At 32.1% G+C, this 3,050-nt stretch carries 1 protein-coding gene; it reads right to left on the minus strand.

Annotation, left to right across the window (positions count from 1 at the left end; translation table 11 throughout):
* Positions 1 to 2,828, minus strand: a 2,828-nt coding sequence (locus N4A55_RS14395) for an alpha-mannosidase (protein WP_293757593.1), incomplete at its 3' end; no start/stop codon positions are given.
* Positions 2,829 to 3,050: the final 222 nt, after the last annotated feature.

Here is a 3,050-nt window from a genome sequence, read left to right on the forward strand (position 1 = left end):
GATAATCTCCAATCACCTTCATGAGGATATATACTGTATTTAAAATGATGAGTTCCCATATCAGCTTTTGGATCTGGAAAAGTAGAACTGCGAAGCAATGTTATTGACATTATGTTGTCCTTCACATGATGACCATACTTTGAATCGTTTAAAATACTTACACCATAATTTCCTTCACTCAGATCGACCCACTTATGTCCACAACTTTCAAATTGACTAATATCCCATGTGGTATTATTATGAGTATTTCTTTCTATATTTCCCCACTGAATATCATAAGTGGCTTTTGGGCTAATAATATCAACTGGAAATTCTGCTTTTAGCAATCGGTTTCTTTCGTTCCAATATACAGTTGTTGAGAAATCAACTTGTTTACTATCATGATAAAGCTCTATTTTTTGAATAATCTTGCTTGAATAAATACTACTTTCGATTTGAATACATCCATATAACTTACCATCTTCAATAATATCAATGGTTCTACACTTAGCTTCAACAGATTTTTCATCATAAAAAATATCAATGTCCCATGCATCCCAATCAAGAGGATAATCTTCATATACTTTCAATTCGTTAATACGATGGTTATTAGCCACAAGCTCACGTTTAAACTCTTTATCATACAAACTAACTATTGTTCCTTGTTCATTAATTTCCACACGAATTAAATTATTTTCCATAATGTGATTATGTGATTCTTTACTTATGAAGACACCTTGTAATTCGTTAATTTTAGCTTTTTTATTATGTTTATTTTGAGATTTGTCTTTGCTTTCAACAAGATTTTTCTCAATTTTTTTTAATACTAAATAACCATATGAAGGAACATCTGGTAAGTTAATCACTGCACCATCCCTCACATACTGAATATCTATTAATTCATTATCTATAGTTGCCAAATCATAGTTTTCCTTAATATTTTCAACATACATAGCACCAGAACGATTAAATGATGTGGGGTTAACGATAACTAAATCTGTATGTTTAGGAAGGATTGATTCAAGAGTAGACAGTGCATCTATACAAATTTGATTACCATTTTTTAGTATTTTCTTATAATCCTTCATACTATCAATATATACATCTTCAATTGATGAACCAGGAATTATATCATGAAATTGATTTAAACATAACAATTTCCATAATTCATTAAATTTTTCGTGAGGATATTCAAAACCAGCCTTATTCATCGCCATAGTTGCCAGAAATTCTCCATTATGAAGTATTCTTTCACATAATCTATTATTGTACTTAATCATTGCTTGGCTAGTATAAGTTCCTCGATGTAATTCAAAATATAATTCATTATTCCATAGAGGCAACTTGTTTTTCTTCTCCTCTATCATATCCTCATAAAAATCAATAACTTTTGAAGGTTTAACTTTTGGCAAATGTGGGAAATCTTTCATAATCTGTGCCTTTTCCACCATTTCTTCAGTAGGACCACCGCCTCCATCACCTATCCCATAAGGAATTAACAAACAGTTGTTTAACTCTTTATTTTGAGTTTTTTTCCAAGTGGCATTAATTTCATCAACAGTTAAATCAGCACTATAAGTAGCTCCCCACCACCCCGGTTTAGATGTTGTTACAAGCTGAGTTAATGTACAAGTACCATCAAGTCCTTGCCACCAAAAGCTATCGTACGGCATTCGATTATACTGGTTCCAGCTTAACTTAGCTGTAGCAAAATATTTAATGCCAGCTTGATTCATTAATTGTGGCATTTGCCACGGAAAACCAAATGTATCTGGTAACCACAAAACTCTGGAATCTCTTCCATCAAATTTATCATCATAATACTTTCTTCCTAGTAAAAACTGCCTTGCCAGAGATTCAGCACCTGTAATATTACAGTCGGCTTCAACCCACATACCACCCATAGGTTCCCAGCGTCCTTCTCTCACTCGATTAACTATTTGTTTAAATAACTCTGGATAATTAGATTCAATAAACTCATATAACTGTGGTTGACTTTGGGAAAAATAAAACTCAGGATATTTCTCCATTAATGATAAGACATTACTAAAGGTTCTTGCTCCCTTTTCCTTCGTCTGACTTATAGTCCATAGCCAAGCAAGATCAAGATGTCCATGACCACATGCATATACAGTGACTTCATTAGATAACCCTGTATCAATAATCTTCTCATCAATAATTTCAATACCTTGTTCAATACTTAAATAAAACTTCTCTTTATCATCTTTATAATTAGGCAACATAACAAAAATCTCATTTAAGGTAGTTAACATAGGACCATATCCATAATGATCATTACCAATACTATTGAGTACATCAAGTATTACTTCAACTTTGTAGATAAATGTCTGCATATTCTCATTAACTGCAACTATGCTAGGTAATTCCATTTCATATAATTCATCTTTAATACCGGTCCAACCAACTAATGCAAGAAGATGATCTTCACCATCTAAGTACTTTTCTGGAATATCAAGACGTTGCCTATTTGGATCCAATCCACGACAAAGCTCTCCATCAACATAAACTAATGCTTCTGGTCCATACAAAAATGATAAAGCTTCCAAACTTTTACTATTTCCAATTTTCAGTAATAACGAAGCTTTATTACTCCAATTTCTTTCCACATTAAATGATGTTCTAAGTACAAACTCTTTCCTTAGTCCTCCCCAATATTCACCAGGTTGAATCTCCTGCCAATCTTGGTCATCAATATTATTACTAATTAGCTTTTCATTAGTAAACATAACTTTGAATGCCTCTAATGACTTTTGTTTTTCATTGACATATGGCTTAATTCTTTCAAGATGAGCTTTTATCTTCTCTATTGTTAATCTATATTTATGCATACCTAACCTCCTATCACACTGGAATCTTTATAATATAAATAGCTATTTATTGTCATAAATTTCAGCACTTTCATTTTTTAGCTAATGTTTACCTTCAACAACCTACTTTATAGCACCAGATGTTAGCCCACTTAATAGTTGTTTTGAGAAAATATAATATAAAATCAATACTGGAACAATTGCCATGGACAAAGCTGCTAAAACAGCATTCCAATCATTTGC

Origin of the sequence: Vallitalea sp. (genome assembly GCF_025211055.1) — a bacterium.
Taxonomy (GTDB): domain Bacteria; phylum Bacillota; class Clostridia; order Lachnospirales; family Vallitaleaceae; genus Vallitalea.